We start from the raw sequence: 574 nt of genomic DNA on the forward strand, positions 1-574 counted from the left end.
CGTAACAGATGGTCGATCCCACCACTTAACTGAGCTTGGGTAGGAATCATGATCTGGTAGATCACTTCACGCCAAACAAACTGAGTGATATCAACAAAACGTTGAACACCAAAATATGCTTCGGCGTTGGCAGACAGAAGGCTTACACTATCTGCCTCCATGTCCTCCAGCCAAGCTAAAATATTCTGACGAATATCTTCCAGTTCATTACGAATCTCGGCGTTAGTGCCGATACGCTCAGTTACGGTAGGTGCTCGTTGATCACGGAACAGGAAAATATCAATGTCATTGATCTCCCTGCCAGTGAACAAACCATCACGTACTGCCCCACCACAAATAGCAGGGAAGAAACCTCTGTTTGCTTCCAGCAAACCTTCGTCTCGCATCAAACGCAGGAATTCCATACCTACAGTCAGTTTACGGGAGGAAGATACAAGTCCTTGAATATTACTAAGTTCCGTGGTAATCATTTACACATCAATCCAATGAATAGTGGGTGGATTTAACTCATCAAAACCGGCCATATTACACAGATGCTTATAAAGATTTAATGTTAAGCTGACATCCTGCTCAC

Annotated in this window: 1 protein-coding gene; it reads right to left on the bottom strand. The window is 43.7% G+C overall.

The window, feature by feature from the left end:
* The coding region (locus tag N1032_RS26820) for a hypothetical protein (RefSeq protein ID WP_259543719.1) at nucleotides 1-470 on the bottom strand (470 nt) is incomplete at its 3' end.
* Between the last annotated feature and the right edge of the window lie 104 nt (nucleotides 471-574).

The organism is Herbiconiux daphne (assembly GCF_024979295.1).
GTDB lineage: Bacteria > Actinomycetota > Actinomycetes > Actinomycetales > Microbacteriaceae > Herbiconiux > Herbiconiux daphnes.